This is a genomic window from uncultured Microbacterium sp., assembly GCF_947632095.1.
Lineage (GTDB): Bacteria > Actinomycetota > Actinomycetes > Actinomycetales > Microbacteriaceae > Microbacterium.
In genome coordinates this window covers 15,141-30,503 of sequence record NZ_CANROA010000027.1, presented here as the reverse complement: position 1 = coordinate 30,503, position 15,363 = coordinate 15,141, and the positions used below count along the sequence as shown (strand labels likewise).

The 15,363-nt window shown below is 68.2% G+C and carries 13 protein-coding genes; 5 read left to right on the top strand and 8 right to left on the bottom strand.

Features of this window, described 5'->3' with window-relative positions; all coding sequences use genetic code 11:
• The coding region (locus Q0Z66_RS08420) for an AI-2E family transporter (RefSeq protein WP_298040159.1) at positions 1-1,073 on the bottom strand (1,073 nt) is incomplete at its 3' end.
• Positions 1,074-1,162: 89 nt separating this feature from the next.
• Here Q0Z66_RS08420 and Q0Z66_RS08415 point away from each other — a divergent pair.
• Together Q0Z66_RS08415 and Q0Z66_RS08410 are read left to right on the top strand one after the other, a co-directional pair.
• Positions 1,163-2,374, top strand: coding sequence for a glycosyltransferase family 4 protein (locus Q0Z66_RS08415; RefSeq protein WP_298040156.1), 1,212 nt, complete (start codon positions 1,163-1,165; stop codon positions 2,372-2,374).
• Positions 2,371-3,690 (top strand): O-antigen ligase family protein, encoded by a 1,320-nt coding sequence (locus tag Q0Z66_RS08410; protein ID WP_298040154.1) that lies wholly within the window; start codon positions 2,371-2,373, stop codon positions 3,688-3,690. Before Q0Z66_RS08415 ends, Q0Z66_RS08410 begins: the two co-directional genes overlap by 4 nt.
• Here Q0Z66_RS08410 and Q0Z66_RS08405 read toward each other — a convergent pair.
• Positions 3,663-4,844, bottom strand: a complete 1,182-nt coding sequence (locus tag Q0Z66_RS08405; protein ID WP_298040151.1) for a glycosyltransferase — start codon at positions 4,842-4,844, stop codon at positions 3,663-3,665. The two genes, Q0Z66_RS08410 and Q0Z66_RS08405, sit on opposite strands and share 28 nt — an antisense overlap.
• Before the next feature lie 131 nt (positions 4,845-4,975).
• Between Q0Z66_RS08405 and Q0Z66_RS08400 the strand changes: the two genes are divergently transcribed.
• The 3 genes from Q0Z66_RS08400 to Q0Z66_RS08390 all read left to right on the top strand — a co-directional run bounded on the left by Q0Z66_RS08400 (position 4,976) and on the right by Q0Z66_RS08390 (position 7,895).
• Positions 4,976-5,563, top strand: coding sequence for a hypothetical protein (locus Q0Z66_RS08400; protein WP_298040149.1), 588 nt, complete (start codon positions 4,976-4,978; stop codon positions 5,561-5,563).
• A 243-nt stretch (positions 5,564-5,806) separates the two neighbouring features.
• Complete coding sequence (mgtE, locus tag Q0Z66_RS08395) at positions 5,807-7,177, top strand: magnesium transporter (RefSeq protein WP_298040146.1); 1,371 nt, start codon at positions 5,807-5,809, stop codon at positions 7,175-7,177.
• Positions 7,178-7,241: 64 nt separating this feature from the next.
• Positions 7,242-7,895: a Pr6Pr family membrane protein gene (locus Q0Z66_RS08390; RefSeq protein WP_298040143.1), complete on the top strand. Its 654-nt coding sequence runs from the start codon at positions 7,242-7,244 to the stop codon at positions 7,893-7,895.
• On the opposite strand, the gene Q0Z66_RS08385 is transcribed toward Q0Z66_RS08390, so the two are convergent.
• From Q0Z66_RS08385 to Q0Z66_RS08360, 6 genes are all read right to left on the bottom strand, one after another.
• Positions 7,852-9,240: an FAD-dependent oxidoreductase gene (locus Q0Z66_RS08385; protein ID WP_298040140.1), complete on the bottom strand. Its 1,389-nt coding sequence runs from the start codon at positions 9,238-9,240 to the stop codon at positions 7,852-7,854. The genes Q0Z66_RS08390 and Q0Z66_RS08385 overlap by 44 nt on opposite strands.
• 73 nt (positions 9,241-9,313) lie before the next feature.
• Positions 9,314-10,945: a fucose isomerase gene (locus tag Q0Z66_RS08380; protein ID WP_298040137.1), complete on the bottom strand. Its 1,632-nt coding sequence runs from the start codon at positions 10,943-10,945 to the stop codon at positions 9,314-9,316.
• A gap of 22 nt (positions 10,946-10,967) precedes the next feature.
• Positions 10,968-12,455 (bottom strand): FGGY family carbohydrate kinase, encoded by a 1,488-nt coding sequence (locus Q0Z66_RS08375; RefSeq protein ID WP_298040133.1) that lies wholly within the window; start codon positions 12,453-12,455, stop codon positions 10,968-10,970.
• 102 nt (positions 12,456-12,557) lie between these two features.
• A complete protein-coding gene (locus tag Q0Z66_RS08370) occupies positions 12,558-13,535 on the bottom strand; it encodes a LacI family DNA-binding transcriptional regulator (RefSeq protein WP_298040131.1) in 978 nt (325 codons plus the stop codon).
• 74 nt (positions 13,536-13,609) lie between these two features.
• Positions 13,610-14,524 carry a dihydrodipicolinate synthase family protein gene (locus tag Q0Z66_RS08365; protein ID WP_298040127.1) on the bottom strand — a complete coding sequence of 305 codons (915 nt, stop codon included), beginning with the start codon at positions 14,522-14,524 and terminating at the stop codon, positions 13,610-13,612.
• A complete protein-coding gene (locus Q0Z66_RS08360) occupies positions 14,518-15,354 on the bottom strand; it encodes an SDR family oxidoreductase (protein WP_298040124.1) in 837 nt (278 codons plus the stop codon). Before Q0Z66_RS08360 ends, Q0Z66_RS08365 begins: the two co-directional genes overlap by 7 nt.
• Between the last annotated feature and the right edge of the window lie 9 nt (positions 15,355-15,363).

Genomic DNA, 15,363 nt, shown 5'->3' with positions numbered 1-15,363 from the left:
GCCTCGGGCTCCGGGGGCGGCACGGCGGTGCGATCGCCCGACACCCAGCGCAGCCAGAGCGCGTCGGGGTTGCCCTCGAGCACGAGCGTGCGGGTGAGCAGGGTCAGCGGGATCGACAGGATCGCGCCGAGGGGCCCGACGACGAAGGTCCAGAAGATGACCGAGAAGAAGCTCAGGGTGAGGCTCAGGTCGACCGCATCGCTGACGAACTTCGGCTGCACGAGCACCTGCAGCACGACGTTGACGACGCAGTAGACGGCGATGACGCCGAGGAACAGCGGCCAGCCGCCGATCGCGAAGGCGAGGATCGCCGGCGGCACGAGGCCGAGCACGAATCCGATGTTGGGCACGAAGTTCGTCACGAACGCGAGGATCGCCCAGACGATCGGTGCGGGCACGCCCATCCACCACAGGGCGAGCCCATCGACGATCGCGACGATCGCTCCGAAGGTCGCATTGACGACGTAGTAGCGGCGGATGCCGCGGTTGAGCACTGTGATCCGCCCGATGACGGCGCTGCGAGTGCGGCCGAAGGTTTCGGGCGCGTGGCGGTAGCGGGCAGCATCCACTGCCATGAAGATGATGTACGCGAAGACGAAGAACAGCGCTGTGGCGACGGCGAGCACCATGCCGCCGACGCTCTGCACGAGCTTCATGAGGTTCGCGGGCGCGATGAGGGCGGCGATCGTGTCGGCCGCTTCCGCGCCGAAACCGACCTCGTCGATCCAGGTGACGAATGCGTCGTACTGCTTCAGCACGGCTCCGTCACTGGTGAGGCCGACGACGAGTCCGGCGAACTCGTTGCCGGCGTACCAGAGCAGCAGCCCCATGCCGAGCAGGATCACGTAGGCGACGACGATGACCACGAACGTGCCGAGCCAGTCGGGAAGCCCCCGCCGGGCGAGGGGCGCCCGGGCGGGTTCGCAGATGATGACGATGACGATGGCGAGCGCGATGGGGCCGACGATCTCACGGGCGAGGAAGAGCCCGGCGATGATGACGACGGATGCTGCGATCGCCAGCAGCACGCGCAGACTCGATGACAGAGCGGGAGCCGGTGGGGTCGTTGTCATGCCGCCAGCGTAGTGCGGGAATCCCATGGTTCTCACCGGCCGCGCTGATAACGTGAGGCATCCCGCCCGAACGAGAAGACAGCCGCGAGATGGCCACTACTGCGAAGCGCGTCGCGTTGATCTGCGACTACTCCTTGGAGTACCTCGGCGGGGCGCAGTCGGCGTTCCTCGATTCGGCGGCGGTGCTGCGCGAGTCGGGCGTCGAAGTGACGGTCGTCGCCCCGCATGTGGGTGCGACGCCGACCGATCCCGACCGTTTTCCGGTTCAGGCCCGGTGGACGCTTCCGGGCGTTGATCTTCCGGTGGTGCGCAACACGGCGGCGCTGCGCCGCGATCTGCGTGATCTGTTCGTCGAGCGGGGCATCGAGGTCGTGCACTGCCATTCCGAGTTCGGCCTGACGGCGGCCGCAGTGCAGGTCGCGGCGGATCTCGGCCTTCCCGTGGTGCACACGGTGCACACCTTCTTCTGGCAGGGGCCGCGGCTCGGCCTCCTGGATCGTCCGGTCGCGGGCGTCATCCGGCTGTTCGGGCGCTGGTTGCGCGGCGAGCGCATCGCGCGGCGCCCGCTCGCGCAGCGCCAGGTCGATTCGGCGCTGCGCGGCATCACGCTGACCGCGGCGCGTCATGCGCAGACGGTCGTCTCCCCCTCGGCCCACCAGGGCGCACGGTTGCGCGAAGCGGGGTTGGCGAATGTCGCGATCGTGCCGAACACGATGCCCGGGGCGGATGCTGAAGCGAAGCCGCTGACGGCGATCGACGGCCCGTTGCGCATCGCGTGGGTTGCGCGTCTCGTGCCGGAGAAGCGCATCCTCGAGTTCCTGGATGCCGTGCTTCGGGCATCCGTCTCCCTCGGCCCCGACCGGCTCGAGGTGACGGTCGTCGGAGACGGCCCCCTCATGTCCCGTGCCCGCGAGATCGCCGCGGGCACGCCGGGCCTCCGCTTCGCCGGTCGTGTCGACCGCGACCGTGTGCGCGGGATCATGCGCGAATCGCACCTGGTAGCGCTGACGTCGTTCGGCTTCGACAACCAGCCGGTCATCGTCGTCGAGGCGCTGAACGAGGCGCGCAGCGTGCTCTACGTCGACGATGCCCTGCAGGAGGGGTTGAGCGAGGCGGGGATCCTCGCCTCGGGTCCGGATGCCGCGGGCATGGCCGCCACCCTCATCGAACTCGCCCGCGATCCGCGCCGCGTCGTCGAGCAGTCCCAGCGCGCCCTCGCCGCCGCCGAGCAGTTCTCGCCCGCCGGCCACGTGCGCGCGCTGCAGCAGATCTACACCGCTCCTGCCGGAGGAACCGCATGACCACCCTCACCCGCGTCTACGCCTTCGTGCTGATGTTCTCGGCCCTGGCGTACTCGTTCTGGTACAACCTGCTGGGCCCCGTCGGCACGAGCATCCTGCTGCTGGCCATGGCCGCCATCACCGCGGCGCTGACCCCGGTGTGGCGCTCGCGCCTGGCCGGCCGCACCCGGTCATGGCGGGCGCAGCCGTGGCCGCTCATCGCCTATGCGGCGCTCGGCGCCCTGTCGATCGTCTGGTCGTCGTGGCCGCTGGCGACGGCGATCACCTGGGTCATGATGGCGCTGTTCACGGCGCACGGCATCCTGTTCGCCCGCGCCTTCACCCGCGAGGAGCTGTTGACGACGCTCGAGCGCGCCCTCGGCGCGATCCTCGTGCTGTCGCTCGCGCTCGAGGCGTGGGTGGCGCTCGTGCTGCGGCATCCGATCCTGCCGAACTTCTCGGATGCTCCGGAGGACCCGAACCCGCACTGGTACTGGGTGCGCGGCAACCTCTTCGACGATCTGCTCGTGGGCAGCCGCATCCAGGGCATCGTCGGCAACGCGAACCTGCTCGCCGTGCTGTGCGTTCTCGCGCTCATCGTCTTCGCCACCCGCTTCGCGCGCCGCGCCCCGCACACGGGTGCGCGCGTCGTGCTGTCGGTGCTCGCCCTGTGGCTGTGCGTGCGCTCGGGATCGGCGGCGATGTTCCTCACGCTCGCGGCCGTCGGCGCCGCGGCGCTCATCGTGCTTCTCTTCCGCCGGTTCACCGGTCGCCGTGCACGCACCACGCTCTACGCGGCGGCGATCACGATCGTCGTGGCGGTCGTCGCCGGGCTCCTCATCGCCAAGGACTCACTGCTGGCCCTGCTCGGTCGCAGCAGCGACATCACGGGTCGCACCGAGATCTGGGCGAAGGTGCTCGAGCGGGCCGTCGACTCCCCCCTCATCGGGCACGGCTTCGCGAGCCCCTGGCTGCCGTGGGACTCGGCCTTCGACGGCTGGATCATGGACCACGGCATCACCGTGTTCCACTCGCACAACATGTGGATCGACGGCTTCCTGCAGCTCGGTGCCCTCGGCATCCTGCTGCTCATCACGATCTATGCGACGACGCTGTGGCGCTCGTGGCGTCTGGCGATCAGCGCCGACGCCGCGACGCGCAGCATGGCGCCGCTGCTGCTCGTGCTCGTGCTGCTCGTGCAGGGCCTCAGCGAGTCGGCGCCCCTGATGTTCTGGGGCTGGATGCTCATCAGCGGCCTGTACACGTTCGTCATGCCGTGTGCGGCAGAGGAGGAGACGGTCGCGGCCGATCAGCTGGGCAGCGGTTCGTCGCGGTAGAGCGCCTCGAAGGTGTCGAGCGTGCGGTTGATGTCGTGGATCGCGACGCCGTCGAGCGATGCCTGCTGCATGCGCTCGTATTCGGCGGGCGCGGCCGTGAGCACGTCGGTCAGGCGAGCGGCGAGCTCGTCGACGTCACCGGGTTCGAACAGGTAGCCGTTCTCACCGTCGTGCACGAGGTGCGGCAGGGCGACGGCGTCCGCCGCGACGATGGGGAGGCCGGATGCCATGGCTTCCATCGTCGCGATCGACTGCAGCTCGGCGATCGAGGCGATCACGAACAGCGACGCGCGTGAGTACAGGCCGCGCAGCTCCTCGTCGGAGACACGCCCGTGGAAGACGACGCGGTCGCCGAGGCCGAGTTCGCGGGCCTGCTTCTCGAGGTTCTTGCGCTGGTCTCCTCCGCCGACGATGTCGAAGACGGCGTCGACTTCGGGGGCGAGGCGGGCCATGGCCTCGAGCACGACGTCGATCTGCTTCTCGGCCGTGAGACGGCCGACGAAGATGATGCGGTTGTGCTCGCGGGGTCCGATCACGGGGCGATAGTTCGTGCGGTCGATGCCGCAGCTGATCGGGATGACACCGGTGACGTCGATCGTGCTCTCGAGGAAGTCGGCGGCGCGGCGCGTGGGGGTCGTGATCGCCCGGGTGAGGTCGAAGGTGCGCTTCGCGTCGTCCCAGGCCAGGCGTGCGACGACCTTGTCGATGAACTTCGGGAAGGTCGAGTGGTCGAGGATGTTCTCGGCCATGACGTGGTTGGTGGCGATGACCGGGATGCCGCGCTGGTGCGCGATGCGGGAGAGCCCGCGGCCGATCACGATGTGCGACTGGATGTGCACGACATCGGGCTTCACGTCGGAGAGCACCGTGCGGGCGTAGTGCTTGGAGCGCCAGGGCCACACGAAGCGCAGCCAGTCGTGCGGGGCCCAGCGCACCGACGGCAGACGGTGCAGCGTCATCGGCTCGCCCTCGACGACCTCGGTCGCCGGTTTCGCCCGACGGTAGCGGCGGTTCGGGGCGACGACGTGCACATCGTGACCGCGCTGGACGAGCCCCGCGGCAAGGCGCTCGGTGAAGCGCGCAGCGCCGTTGATGTCTGGCGCGAACGTGTCGCATCCGAGCAGGATCTTCAGCGGAGCGTCAGGAGAGGTCACGATTATGCAGCCTTAAGATGTTGCGATCGCCCGGTTCCGGGCGTTCGCAACTTTACCGGCGGGCCGCTGATCACCGTCCGAGACTGGCCGCACTCGGCATTCTCCCGTCGCGGCGCCGGTAGCGTGAGAGCATGCGCATCACCGGTTCCGCAGACCCGCAGCTCTGGATCCCCATCACCGATTCATTCGGGTGGAAGGGGCGTCGCCATCGCAAGGCGGCGATCCGGATGCTGCTGGGCCAGGCGAACCAGATGATGGGGCGCACCGATAAGCCCGGTTCGCGTCTGGGAGCCTGGACGATGAGCCAGGCGGCTCCCGCGCTGATGCGCCGCTTCGACGGCCGCGTGCTCGCGTGGACGTGGAAGGCGGAGCCCGAGCTCGTCGCCGCGATGGCCACCGTTCAGGAGCTGACCCCGCAGGTGCGCATCGCGCGCGCCACCCGCCCGATCGAGTACGACGACACCGTGACGTTCGCCACGGCCCTCGGCGCCGGCGAGAAGCTCGTGATGCTGACGCCGCCGACGGAGAACAGCGCCCCCTTCGCCAGCTACACGTGGGACACGGGCACGCACATCGTCACGCTGAACGCGATCGGCAGTGACCGTGAGCGGTTCGGCACGCTGATCCCGGCGCTCGACGACCTGGCCCGCAGCATCCGCCTGGCCGATGATCTGACCACCGGCGAGGCGCCGGACGTGCTGCGCATCGATCCTTCCTGAACCGCGCGTTCCGCCCGATCGGCTACCCTGACGGGGGTGCCGATTCCGACGGCGCGCATACGGACGAGGGAAGCGAGGTGGTCGCGCATGAGCGGTGATAGTCGCCATATGCATACGGACCCCGCCCTGTCCGTCGAGGCCGCACGCCTCTGACCCTCCCGCGGGTGTTCGATTTTCATCGATGACCTGAGCTGATCGTTGCAGCCGGATGCTGCGACATCGCTCCGCCCGAAGGAGACGCCCGTGAACACGGACCGCGCGACCGACCTGAACATCCGCACCGACGACCTCATCGACACGATCGAGCATGCGCTCTCGCGTCGTGATCTGGCCGCGGCATCCGCTGCTCTCGACCCCGTCGCCCCCGATCAGATCGTCGAGGTGCTCGACCGGCTGAACGCGCGGCAGTGCGCGATCGTCTACCGCCTGCTGGCGAAGGAGCGGGCCCTCATCGTGTTCGAAGCGCTCGAGCCCGAACTGCAGGGCGAACTGGTGCGCGGGCTGCAGGATGCGGAGGTCGCGGCACTGTTCGCCGAGATGGACCCCGATGACCGGGTGTGGCTGTTGGATGAGCTGCCCGCCTCCGTCGCCCAGCGTCTGATGCGCGGGCTGCCGGCGCGCGAGCGGGATCTGACCGCGGCGGTGCTCGGCTACCCGCAGGATTCGATCGGGCGCCGGATGAGCCCCGAGTACGTCACGACGCATCCTCACCTCAGCGTCGGCGAGACGATGCAGCGCCTGCGGGCGCGCATCGACGATGCCGAGACCGTGTACACGCTGCCGGTGACGGATGCTGCGCGTCGCGTCGTGGGCGTCGTCAGCCTGCGCGACCTGCTCGCGCACGACGACAGCACCCTGATCGATGCGGTCATGCAGCCCGCGCGCACGGCGATCGCCGAGTCGGATGCCGAGTCCACCGCTCGCGTGTGCACGGATCTCGGGCTGCTCGCGGTGCCCGTGGTCGACAACGAGAACCGTCTGGTCGGCATCCTCACGATCGATGATGCCGCCCGCATCCTCAAGCGCGAGGAGAGCGAGGATGCCGCCCGCCAGGGAGGCGTCGAGCCGCTCGGGCGCCCGTACCTCTCGACGCCGATCCGGCGCATCGTGCGCTCGCGCATCGTCTGGCTGTTCGTCCTCGCGATCGGGGCGACCCTGACCGTGAAGGTGCTCTCCTCGTTCGAGGCGACGCTCGAGCAGATGACGGTGCTCGCCCTGTTCGTTCCGCTGCTGATCGGCACCGGCGGCAACACCGGCAACCAGGCCGCGACGACCGTGACGCGCGCGCTGGCGCTCGGCGAGGTGCGTCCGCGCGATATCCTCGCCGTGCTCGGTCGCGAACTGCGCGTCGGCGTCTCGCTCGGACTCGCCCTGGGCGTGCTCGGGTTCGCGATCACCGCGCTCGTCTACGACTGGCACATCGGCCTGGTGATCGGGGCGACGCTGGTGGCCGTGTGCGCGATGGCCGCGACGATCGGCGGGATCATGCCGCTCATCGCCCGCACGATCCGCGTCGATCCTGCCGTGTTCTCGAATCCGTTCATCACGACGTTCGTCGACGCCGCCGGCCTCATCGTCTACTTCCTCATCGCCCAGGCGATCCTGGGCATCTGACGTCGCCGGTGATCCGTAGACTCGCCAGATGGCGTGTTCACGCCGGGAGGGAGATCGCGAAACGGTGAAGTCACGAACCCTGTTCGGTGCTCTTCGCCTGGCCACGGCCACGATCTGCCTCATCGCCCTCGTGCACCGACTGCTGTGGGGTCTGGGGTCGCAGACGATCGCGGGCCGCAACTTCTTCGCGTATCTCACGGTCGAGTCGAACTGCATGCTTGTCGTGCTGATGATCGTCGGGGCGATGTTCGGGTTCCGCCGTGCGGTTGATCCACCCTGGTTCAGCATCGCGCTCTCGCTCGTACTCACGTGGACGACGACCGCGGGGCTCGCGTTCGCGCTCATCGTCTGGCAAGCGGGTGTGCGCGGCATCCGCATCGACGTGCCCTGGTCGGATCAGGTGCTGCACTTCTGGTTGCCGGCGTTGACGGCGATCGCCTGGGTGCTGACGCCGGGGCACGGGCGGGTGACGTGGTGGATCGTTCCCGGGTCTCTTGCGTTCCCGCTCGTCTGGGGCGGGGTGACGATGTGGCGCGGCCCGCGGATCGGCTGGTATCCGTACTACTTCCTCGATCTGCGGCAGGTCAGCGGGGTCGGAGAGTTTTTGGCGACGAGTGCGATCGCGCTGGCGATCTTCGCGCTGATCGCGGCTCTGCTCGCGCTGATCAGCCGGATCAGTCCGTATCGGCGGAGGGCAGATACGCCTCCAGTGCCGTGAGCACCGCGAGGAGGGCGTCGTTCTCGTCGAGGTCGGCGAACTTCTCGGCGGCGGATCCTCCGACCAGGCCGACGAGGATGCTCTCCCCCGTGACCGGGTGCAGGTTGATCCAGGTTCGGACGAGGTGCTCGCCGCCGACCGTGTGCCACAGCACCGCGTCGGTCTGCCAGAACGGTTCGTCGTAGCGCAGCCAGATCGTCTCGGCGTGGCCCATGCCGAGCGCATTGATCGCGCCGCGGTGCGAGAACGGCAGTGCCGGGGAGAATTCGATCCCCTCGCGTTGAAGCACGCCGAGCGGAACCGTGACGATGACGCGATCGAACGAGGTCGACTCCCCTGTGCCCAGGCGCAGGCTCACGCCCGTGTCGTCGTGGGCGATGCGGGTGACGGCAGACGAGAGCGAGACTTGGGCGTCGCCGAGCATTTCGGCGATCACCGCGCCGAAGTCGCTGATGATTCCTTCGCGCGCAGCAGCAGGCAGGGCCGGTGGGAACCACGACGAGAGCACGTCGGCGTCGGCGCCCGCGGTCGTCGCGAGGTCGGCGAGGAGAGCGGCGAGCGCGGAGTCTTCGGGGTCGGATCCGGTCTCGGCGAGCGCTTCGGCGAGGGAGATGTCTGCGGTGAGCGCCTGTGCGGCGGCGATGGCCGCGACGAGAGGCTGGTCGGTCGGCGCGTCGATGTCGCCGTCGGGTGAAAGCCAGAGAGCGGATGCGAGATCTGCGGTTTCGAGGGAAGCGCCGAGACCGAGCCGCTCCGCCGCCTCGGCGTCGGTCTCGGCATCCGTCTCGGCGGGCAACAGCCAGCCGCCGAGCTGCACCGGCACACCCCAGCCGTCGTCGAGGTGCGATTGGGTGCGGCCGCCGAGGCGATCGCGCGCTTCGAAGACCGTGATGTCGAGGTCGGATCCGCTCAGGCGCTTGACCGCTGCGGCACCGGCGAGGCCGGCGCCGATCACGGCGATGCGCTCGCCCGGCTCGGCCGTGGCCCGCAGGCGCATGGCGGCGCTGTCGCCCGAGCGCACGGCTCCGCGCAGGGTGCCCGGGGCTGCGGCATCCGTCGCCTCACCCGCGAAGAACAGTCGCCCCTCGACCGGTTCGGCGAGTGTCTCGCGCGTCTGGGACTGCACGCCGATGCGGGTGTAGCTGACGGCTCCGCGGGAGAACGGGTCGGCGGCCCAGGTGCTGCGCAGGCTCGCTGCCGGCGCGGGCACCGCGGTGCTCGGCATCGGGTCGGGCGTCGCCGTCGGGGTGGCCGTCGGTGCGGGCTCGGGTGTGCAGGACGCGAGCAGCATCGTGACGGCGCCGACCCCGGCGCCGAAGAACAGCTCACGACGCGTCATCCTCATCGGCGCAAGACTACCGGCTGAGCCTGTGCGGGAGGAGGCGGGCGCTCGGCTCGGCGAGCGCCCGCCCGGTGGGTCAGATCGTGACGTCACCGATCAGGTTGACCGTGATGCCCATACCGTCGAACATCGCGGCCTTGGCGATCAGCGCCTTGTCGGCGGTCTCGGCGTCGGGCGCGTAGACGAGCTGCGCGTGGTTGGCCTTGTGACGGGCCATGAACTGGTCGCGCGAGACGCCGTGCAGCACGACGTGCGCGAGCGGCCACTCGGGGTTGGTCGCGGCGCGACGGCGCTCGGTCTCCTCTTCGGGCAGCTCGATGACCGAGCCGCGGAAGATGTCGGCCTGCAGGATGCCGTCGGCGATGAACACGCGCGAGAGCACGACCTCGCCGGGCTTGGACGTGCCGTTGAGGGTCGCGCCGCCGGCGGGGAAGAACACGTGACCCTGACGCCAGCCCTCGGCCTTGTCCCAGCCACCGAGGTGCGAGGCGGGAACGGATCCGGAGATCTCGTAGGCCCAGACGAACTGGCCCTCGTAGTCCTCGCCCCAGCGCACGTCGTGCAGCGTGTTGTCGGGCACGAGGCCCATGGCGCGCCAGACGCGGTCGGTGACGAGCGCGTCGACCGCGACGCCCTCATCGGCCTCGTTGAAGTGCGGGAACGCACGACCGGCGTGCAGCTCGCGCTTGCCGTCGCGGGAGAACACCGGCGGGCGCTCGGTGGAGTTCAGGATGCCCTCGGCGAGGTCGGATGCCGGGACGAGGTCCTTCAGGCCCTGCTGGTACTGGATGCCGACAGCATCCAGCCCGAAGTCGTCCGCCATGCGCATCGCGGCGATGTACATCTTCATCTGCCACTGCACCTGCTCGCGGGTGAGCTCGGTGGCGCCGTCCTCGCCGAAGCGGAACGTCATGCCGGCGTCGATCAGCCAGTCGAAGGCCGCGTTCGCGTCGTCCTCGCTGACCGTCAGCATCTCGGCGTACAGCGCCGACTGCGACAGGCGCTCCTTGTAGATGCCGGTGTGGTTGAGCAGCTCGTCATCGAAGATGGCGTTGTACATGCCCATGCAGCCCTCGTCGAAGACGCCGATGATGGCCTTCTCGTCGAGGAGCTGAGCGGCGAGCGCCTCGCCGAGCTGCTTCTCGGGGCTGTCCGGCAGGGCCGGGAGTGCGCGCACGTGCGAGGCGTCGTGCGTGATGGTGCCGGTCTCGGTCCATTCGCGGATGCCGTCGATGAACCACTGGTCGGCGAAGTCGACCGACCAGGTCGTGGCGTAGGGCTTGTCCATCTTGGTGAGGCCGGCGTTGAGGCCGAGGAGGCCGACGAGACCGGGCCAGTCGCCGGCGAAGTTCGCGACCGTGAGGATCGGACCCTGGTGCGTGCGCAGGCCCGCGAGCACGTGGTGGGAGTACTGCCAGTTGGCGATCGCGACGATCAGCGGCGCGTCGGTCGGGATGTTCTTGAAGACCTCGAGGCCCATGCGCTGGCTCGAGATGAAGCCGTGGCCGGTTTCGGGGTCGACGTCGAAGGCGCGGATGACGTTCCAACCGAGTCCGTCGAAGACGCGGGTGACGCCTTCTTCGAGGGCGACCTGGGTGGGCCAGCCGCCGGTGTTGGCCGACTCGCGCAGGTCGCCGGAGGTGATCAGGTAGGCGGTCTTCGGGGCGGATGCCGGACGCTCGAGCGGCGTCGGGAGGGTGTAGCTCATGTTCTCTCCGTGTGTTCGGTGGTCAGGCGCCGCGCTGGTCGGCGGCGAGTTCGTGGATGACGTCTTTGGATCCCTCGTAGAGGCGCACATAGCGGTCGAAGAGGGTGTCGTAAACCTCGCGCAGCGCGGGGTCCGGGGTGATGGTCTGCGCGATGGGGTTCCAGTCGGTGATGACCGGGGCGGTGCCGGGCTCGGCGATGGCGACCGCGGCGAGGAAGGCCGCGCCGTAGCTGGCGCCGATCGTCGTCGCGGGCACTTCCTGCACGAGGCCGGTGACGTCGGAGACGACCTGCAGCCAGAGCCGGCCCTGGGTTCCGCCGCCGACGGCGACGATGCGGCGGATGTCGGCGCCAGCGGCGCGCATCGTCTCGACGTTGTGACGCACCCCCAGGGCCGTGGCCTCCAGGGCTGCGCGATACAGGTCGCCGCGCGAGTGCTCGAGCGTGAGGCCGGCGATCACGCCACGGGCATCGGGGTCCTGGATCGGAGTGCGCTCCCCCGCGAGGTACGGCAGGATCAGCAGGCCGTTCGCTCCGGGACCGGAGGTGGCGGCATCCGCCAGCAGCGCCGGGTAGTCCGAACCCGTGAGGTCCTTCAGCCAGGCCGTCAGCGCGCCGGAGGTCGACAGGCCGCCGGCGAGGTTGCGCGTGCCGGCGAAGGCGCCGGCGGTGGTCCACATCGAGGGGGTGCGCAGGGTCTCCTCCCCCGTCGCGACGAGGAACATGGTCGTGCCGTACATGAGCATGAGGTCGCCGACCTCGTGCGCTCCGACGCTGACGGCCTCGGTCCACGCGTCGATGGTTCCCGTGATGACAGGGGTGCCGGCGGGGATGCCGGTGAGCGCGGATGCCTCATCGGTGACGCTGCCGGCGATGTCGCCCGCCCAGGTCAGGCGGGGCTGCTCGATCGTGCCCGCGTAGCGCTGCCACCAGGGCTCGTGCCACTGCTCGTTCTCGATGTCGTAGAGCGGCGACGTCTGGCTCGCCGACTGGTGGTCGAGCACGTACGCGCCGGTGAGGTGGTGGGCCAGCCACGAAGCCGGCATGAAGAAGCGACGGGCCGCGGCGAAGGCATCCGGCTCCTCGTCGTGGACCCAGGCGATCTTCGCGCCCGCCGCCTGCGAGGTCAGCGTCGACCCGCCCACACGGGTGATCTCGTCGAGGCCGAGCTCGTCGGTCATGCGGGAGATCTGCGCCGTCGCGCGGGTGTCGACGCCGTAGAGGATCGCGGGGCGCACGGGCTGGTCGTTCTGATCGACGAGGAGAACGCACGGCCCCATGCCGCTGACGCCGACGGCGGCGATCTCGGCGTCATCGACCTCGTCGAGAAGCTCGCGGGCGATCGAGGCGAACTCGTCCCACCAGATCTCGGCGCGCATCTCGACCCAGCCGGTGTGCGGCCGGTCGACGTCGTGGGCGCGGGTGGTGGATGCCACGATCGTTCCGTCTTCGCCGACGAGCACGCCCTTCGTGCTCGATGTGCCGACGTCCACTCCGAGAGTGCAGCGCATGGCGGTCCTCCTTGATCGCGATTCCTTCGTCCGCCACCCTACGCGAAATCGATTTCAGGCTGCAAGCGGGTCAGCGTGTCCCGCCCCCTCGGCACTGCCGGATCAGCGGGGTGTGGCCGCCTGAAGCTCGTTGCGCAGCACGATCGTGCGCGCGGGCTGAACGTCTCCGCGAATGCGTTCGAGCAGCATCCGTGCCGCCGTGACGCCCATATGGCGGGCAGGCAGACGCACGACCGTCACCGCCTTCGGCGACAGCGTTGTGAACGGCAGAGAACCGATCACCGCGACACCCAGTTTCGGTGGCGTCAGATCGTGCTCCGACAGCACCTGGATCGCGCCGACGCCGATCAGGTTGTTGCCCGCCACGACAGCATCCGGCGGCTCGGGAAGAGCCAGCAGCTCCTCCATCGCCGCACGCCCGCCATCGACACGGAACGTCGAGAACCTCAGCAGATCGCTTTCGACGGCACGGTCAGCCTCGGCGAGAGCATCCCGCCACCCATCCGCACGTTCCGCCGCCGTATCGATCTGCGCCGGCCCGCCGATATACGCGATGCGCCGATAACCCGCATCGATCAGCTCACGCGTCGCCGCCGCACCCGCCGCACGGTTCGCCATGATGACACTGTCGATCTCATAGTCCGTGTCGCGGTCGACCGCCACCACGGGGCGACCCGTCGCGAGGATGCCATCGAGAGAGGACTCATCGGACGCCGTCGCGATGATCACACCCGACATGTGCTCGGCGATCGCGATGTCGAGATACGTCGACTCCTTCTCGATCTCGGAATCGGAATTGCACAGCACGACCGAATAGCCCGCCTCGGAAGCCACATCCTCCACGCCGCGCGCCATCTCCGTGAAATACGGGTTCTCAATATCCGGGATGACCAGGCCGATAACCTCAGAGCTCTGCCGGCGCAGACTGCGCGCCGTGCGATTCGGCACGAACTTCAACTGCTTCGCCGCAGCCCGCACCGCCTCCGCCTTCTCCGAAGACACACTCGTGCCGTTGAACACACGCGAAACCGTCGCCGGAGAGACTCCCGCGAGCTGCGCGACATCGTAGATCGTGGCCATGGCATCCCTCACCGTTCCAGCTTGCCGCATGGGACGCCGGCGAGACTCGTGAAAGGCGAGACTCGCCGACGCTCTTATGCTTCTTCAGCGCGAGTCGTCGCGATGTGCTGCTGCAGTCGGTCCCACGCTTCATCGAGACTGCGAAGCGCATCATCGCCGAGCTCAGGCAGAGGACGCCGGCAGCTTCCCAATGGTTTGGAATACTTGCCGCCCAAATACTTGGCAGCACCGAATACACCGGCTTCAACCATCGCCTCTACCGTGTCGTTGATCCGCGCTTGAAGTGCGCGGGCACCGGTGATGTCCCCCGCGGCGAATCGCCGACGCAGAGCAACGAAGAGTTCGATCTGCAGACCGACCGTGGTTCCGATGGCCCCCTCGGCGCCGATCGACAAGCCCGGCAAGTAGAACTCGTCGAACCCGTTGATCAAGCTCAGATGCGGATACCTCTGAATGATCCGCTCAGCACCGTAGAGATTGCGGGAGGTGTGCTTCACCCCGATGACCTGCGGGAGTTCGAGCAGCTCCTCGAACCCGCCCTCCGAGATATCACGTCCCGTGAACTGCGGGATGTTGTAGAGGATGAACGGGATATCCACGCTTTCGATCACCGCACGGAAGTGGGCGACGACGTCCGCGGTCGAGTACCCGTAGTACAGCGGTGGGATCATCGAGATCGCAGCTGCTCCGGAGCTCTCGGCCGCCGATGCCAAGCGGATGGACTCTCCGGTCGACATCGCGCCGACATGTGCCACGACAGGGGCTCGACCCGCGGCAGCTGAAACAGCCGTCTCGACCACCGAGATCCGTTCTGACTCTGCCAGGTTCACCCCTTCTCCGGATGACCCGCAGACATAAACGCCTTCAACGCCCCGCGTGAGGTCGGCGTCGATCAGCAGCCCCAGCGCGTTATGGTCTACCGACTCATCCGCACGCATGGGCGTGACGGCAGCCGAGAAGAGACGATCTCCGATGATCGAATTCACCATGCAGTCCACCCACCATCGACGACCAGGTTCGATCCCGTCATGTATCGCGAAGCATCCGATGCCAGGAAGATGAGCGCACCGTTGTACTCATCGGCTTCCGCCATCCGCCCGATAGGCATGCGCTCCGTGTAGTTCGCCTGGAACGTCGCATCCTGAGTATCGCGACGCACGCCAGACGGTGTCAGCGTGTTCACACGAATCCCTGCCTTACCCCAATACGTCGCGCAGTAGCGGGTGAGGTTATAGAGCCCGGATTTAGCAGCCGAATAAGCGACGGGCTTGATGAACGGCACTCCGGTCTGCTCTTCCTTGTAGGCATAAATATCCTGCACCGGCGAGACCATCCCATAGATCGAACCGATGTTGATGATGGATCCTTCGGCACCTGCCGCGCGCATACGACGTCCTGCGGACTGCGTGACAAGAAACGTGCCGACCAGATTCGTCTCGACAACTTCGCGGAAGACGTCTGCGGGGAACTGCTCGAACGGCCCGGAAACCTCGGGCGGCGCGCTCGGTTGCGTATCTATGCCGGCGTTGTTCACAACAATCGTCGGCACGCCCCACTCCGCCTCGACACGGTCGAGGGCCGCATCCACGCTCCGCTGATCTGTGATGTCCATCTCAATGGCCATCAGCGTCGTGCCGTCTGCCCCGTCTAGGCCCAACCGCTGAGCGGCATCGTTGATCTGTCGACGCGACGAGACGGCGACGCGAGCACCTCGCGCATGCAAAGCACGCACGAACTCGGCTCCGATCTGACCGAACCCACCCGTCACAAGAGCGATTCGACCCTGCAAGCCGAAAAGCGGATCGCTCAGATTTTCCATGGTGCTATC

Coding starts and splice junctions, on each gene's coding strand:
- Q0Z66_RS08415 (WP_298040156.1), top strand. CDS start 1,163: ATGGCCACTACTGCGAAGCGCGTCGCGTTGATCTGCGACTACTCCTTG.
- Q0Z66_RS08410 (WP_298040154.1), top strand. CDS start 2,371: ATGACCACCCTCACCCGCGTCTACGCCTTCGTGCTGATGTTCTCGGCC.
- Q0Z66_RS08400 (WP_298040149.1), top strand. CDS start 4,976: ATGCGCATCACCGGTTCCGCAGACCCGCAGCTCTGGATCCCCATCACC.
- Q0Z66_RS08385 (WP_298040140.1), bottom strand. CDS start 9,240: ATGAGGATGACGCGTCGTGAGCTGTTCTTCGGCGCCGGGGTCGGCGCC.
- Q0Z66_RS08380 (WP_298040137.1), bottom strand. CDS start 10,945: ATGAGCTACACCCTCCCGACGCCGCTCGAGCGTCCGGCATCCGCCCCG.
- Q0Z66_RS08375 (WP_298040133.1), bottom strand. CDS start 12,455: ATGCGCTGCACTCTCGGAGTGGACGTCGGCACATCGAGCACGAAGGGC.
- Q0Z66_RS08370 (WP_298040131.1), bottom strand. CDS start 13,535: ATGGCCACGATCTACGATGTCGCGCAGCTCGCGGGAGTCTCTCCGGCG.
- Q0Z66_RS08365 (WP_298040127.1), bottom strand. CDS start 14,524: ATGGTGAATTCGATCATCGGAGATCGTCTCTTCTCGGCTGCCGTCACG.
- Q0Z66_RS08360 (WP_298040124.1), bottom strand. CDS start 15,354: ATGGAAAATCTGAGCGATCCGCTTTTCGGCTTGCAGGGTCGAATCGCT.